At 68.3% G+C, this 2,928-nt stretch carries 3 protein-coding genes and 1 pseudogene; 3 read left to right on the top strand and 1 reads right to left on the bottom strand.

The window, feature by feature from the left end:
- Positions 1 to 37 precede the first annotated feature (37 nt).
- The gene (locus QH276_RS03750) at positions 38 to 184 is read right to left on the bottom strand and encodes a hypothetical protein (RefSeq protein ID WP_280406623.1); all 147 of its coding nucleotides are present in this window, start codon (positions 182 to 184) and stop codon (positions 38 to 40) included.
- A 16-nt stretch (positions 185 to 200) separates the two neighbouring features.
- Here QH276_RS03750 and miaB point away from each other — a divergent pair, with 16 nt between their 5' ends.
- The 3 genes and pseudogenes from miaB to QH276_RS03735 form a co-directional block, all read left to right on the top strand.
- Positions 201 to 1,754, top strand: coding sequence for a tRNA (N6-isopentenyl adenosine(37)-C2)-methylthiotransferase MiaB (miaB, locus tag QH276_RS03745; RefSeq protein WP_280399870.1), 1,554 nt, complete (start codon positions 201 to 203; stop codon positions 1,752 to 1,754).
- Positions 1,751 to 2,410, top strand: a pseudogene (locus tag QH276_RS03740) (Rv2732c family membrane protein); the annotation flags it as partial. The gene miaB and the pseudogene QH276_RS03740, both read left to right, overlap by 4 nt.
- 33 nt (positions 2,411 to 2,443) lie before the next feature.
- On the top strand, positions 2,444 to 2,928 hold a 485-nt coding region (locus QH276_RS03735; RefSeq protein ID WP_348536944.1), incomplete at its 3' end, for a condensation domain-containing protein.

Here is a 2,928-nt window from a genome sequence, read left to right as displayed (position 1 = left end):
GGGCGGCGCGTTCGGTCACGTGATAGGCCGGTTACTCCTAGGGGTGTGCTTCGCGCAGCGCCGCCAGGATCGCCGCGCCGGCGCGAGGCGCGGCGACGACCACGATCCGGTCCTCGGCCACCCCGGTCAGCACCCCCACCGCGCCCCCGCTGGGGCGGCGCCGATGAAACGACAGAAAACGCATTCCGTACCCTGGACGGGTGGATTCGATCGGACAGGTAGCGCTTCCCCCGCAGGTGGAGCCGGTGGGCGCGCGCAGTTACGAGGTCCGCACCTTCGGTTGCCAGATGAACGTGCACGATTCCGAACGCTTGTCCGGCCTGCTCGAGGATGCGGGCTACAGCAAGGCCGCGCCGGGGGCGACGGCCGATCTGGTGGTCTTCAATACCTGCGCGGTGCGGGAGAACGCCGATAACAAGTTGTACGGCACGCTCGGTCATCTCGCGCCGATCAAGGCTTCGCGGCCGGGGATGCAGATCGCGGTCGGCGGTTGTCTGGCGCAGAAGGACCGCGAGACCGTACTGCGTAAGGCGCCGTGGGTGGATGTGGTGTTCGGCACCCATAATCTCGGTGCGCTGCCGGTGCTGCTCGAACGCGCCCGGCACAACGACGAGGCCCAGGTCGAGATCCTGGAGTCGCTGGAGGCCTTTCCCTCGACGCTGCCCGCGCGCCGCGAATCGGCGTATGCGGGGTGGGTGTCGATTTCCGTCGGCTGTAACAACACCTGCACCTTCTGCATCGTTCCGTCGCTGCGCGGTAAGGAGGTCGACCGCCGCCCGGGCGATGTGCTGGCCGAGGTGCAGGCGCTGGTGGATCAGGGTGTGCTGGAAGTGACCCTGCTCGGGCAGAATGTCAATTCCTACGGGGCCTCGTTCGCCGATCCGGATCACCCGCGCGACCGCGGTGCGTTCGCGAAACTACTGCGGGCGTGCGGGGACATCGAAGGCCTGGAGCGGGTGCGGTTCACCTCGCCGCATCCGGCCGAGTTCACCGATGATGTGATCGAGGCGATGGCCGAAACCCCGAATGTGTGCCCCCAGTTGCATATGCCGCTGCAGTCGGGTTCGGACCGGGTGCTGAAAGCGATGCGGCGCTCCTACCGGCAGGCTCGTTTCCTGGGGATCATCGACAAGGTGCGGGCGGCCATGCCGCATGCGGCGATCACCACCGATATCATCGTCGGCTTCCCGGGGGAGACCGATGAGGATTTCGAGCAGACCCTCGAGGTGGTCCGCCGCGCCCGGTTCACCAGCGCGTTCACCTTCCAGTACTCGCCGCGTCCGGGTACGCCGGCGGCGGAGATGGCCGATCAGGTGCCCAAGCAGGTGGTGCAGGAACGCTATGACCGTTTGACCGCGCTACAGGATCAGATCTGCCTGGAGGCCAACCGGGACCTGATCGGTTCCGAAGTGGAGCTGCTGGTCGCCGACGGCGCCGGGAAGAAGAACGCCGCGACCGCCCGGATGAGCGGCCGGGCCCGGGACGGCCGGCTGGTCCATTTCAAGCCGGAGGGCGCCGACGCGGAGATCCGGCCCGGCGATCTGGTCACGGTCGCGGTGACCGGTGCGGCACCGCATCACCTGGTGGCCGACAGTGGTGTCCGCGGTCATCGCCGTACGCGGGCCGGTGACGCCCATGCGGCCGGTACCACGCCCAAGACCGCACCCATCGGAGTGGGACTCGGTCTGCCGCGGATCGGGGCGCCCGAGCCGGAGCCGGTGGCTTCGGGCTGCGGCTCCGGGTGCGGAGTATGACGGTGCCCGGCGACGACAACCGGGATCCGGCGGAGCGATCGGCCGCCGAACCCGGTCCGAGTGGTCCCGAGCCCCGGCCGGCCGGGGAGCCGGCGGCAGGAAACGACGAATCGGCCGATGGAAACGAGGAGCCAGTGAACCCGGCGGAGACCACCGAGAAGTTCGAGCAGTTCCGCGACGATCTGGACGCGGTGGAACGCCGGATCGCCGGCGAGATCGATCCCGGAGTGCGGGCCATGGTGGTTGCGGGCGCGGTGTTCGCGCTGCTGCTCTCGCTGGTGCTACCGCATGCCGGTGCCGCGCGGGGTTTCGACGTGCTGCTGGGCTCGGACGTGGCCGGGTTCGAGCACATCGGGTTGCCGTCGCGGATCTTCGTCTGGTTCGTGCTGGTATTCGGGATCGGGTTCTCGCTGCTGGCGCTGATGACCCGGCGCTGGGTGCTGGCCTGGCTCGCGGTGGCCGGTTCGGCGATCGCGAGCGCCTTCGGGGTCTTCTCGATCTGGCATCGCCAGACCCCGGGTATCAACAACTATGTGGGGGCGGGCCCGGGGATCGGGTTGATCCTGGGAACGATCGCGATCATGGTGCTGACCTTCCACTGGGTGAAGGTCGTCTGGAGCCGGACCACGCTGCAATTGGCCGCCGAGGAACAGCGGCTGGCCGAACTGCCCGGTGGTGGGGTCGGTGAGATGCCGGTGCTGCCGTTCATGTCGCAGATCCTCGGCGAAAGCCAGGCCTACCGGCGCTTCGCCCAGCAGATGACCTTGCGGCTGCCAGCCGATATCGACCGGGAATCCATGATCGCCACGTTGTCGGCGCTGTTCGACCACCACGACGCGTTGCGCGCCCGGGTGGGCGAGCGCGACGGCTCCCCGGTGTTCGAGGTGCTCCCACCGGGCGCAATCGATATCGGCGCACTGATCCACACGGTGGAACTCGACGACGCGATCGACGACGCCGAGCTCACCCGGATCGCCTCGGCCGAATTGGACGCGGCGCTCGGTCGCCTGGATCCGGTGGCGCCGGCGATGGCGCAGTTCGTCTGGTTCTCTTTCGCTGGTGAGCGGCGTGATGTGCTGCTGTTCGCGGCGCATCACTTCGTGATCGATGGTGTGTCGTGGCGGGTGATCATTCCGGATCTGGCGTTGGCGTGGTCGCAGCTGGCTGCGGGTCA

The organism is Nocardia carnea (assembly GCF_029869215.1).
GTDB lineage: Bacteria > Actinomycetota > Actinomycetes > Mycobacteriales > Mycobacteriaceae > Nocardia > Nocardia carnea_B.
This window is presented reverse-complemented; position numbering and strand designations above follow the sequence as displayed.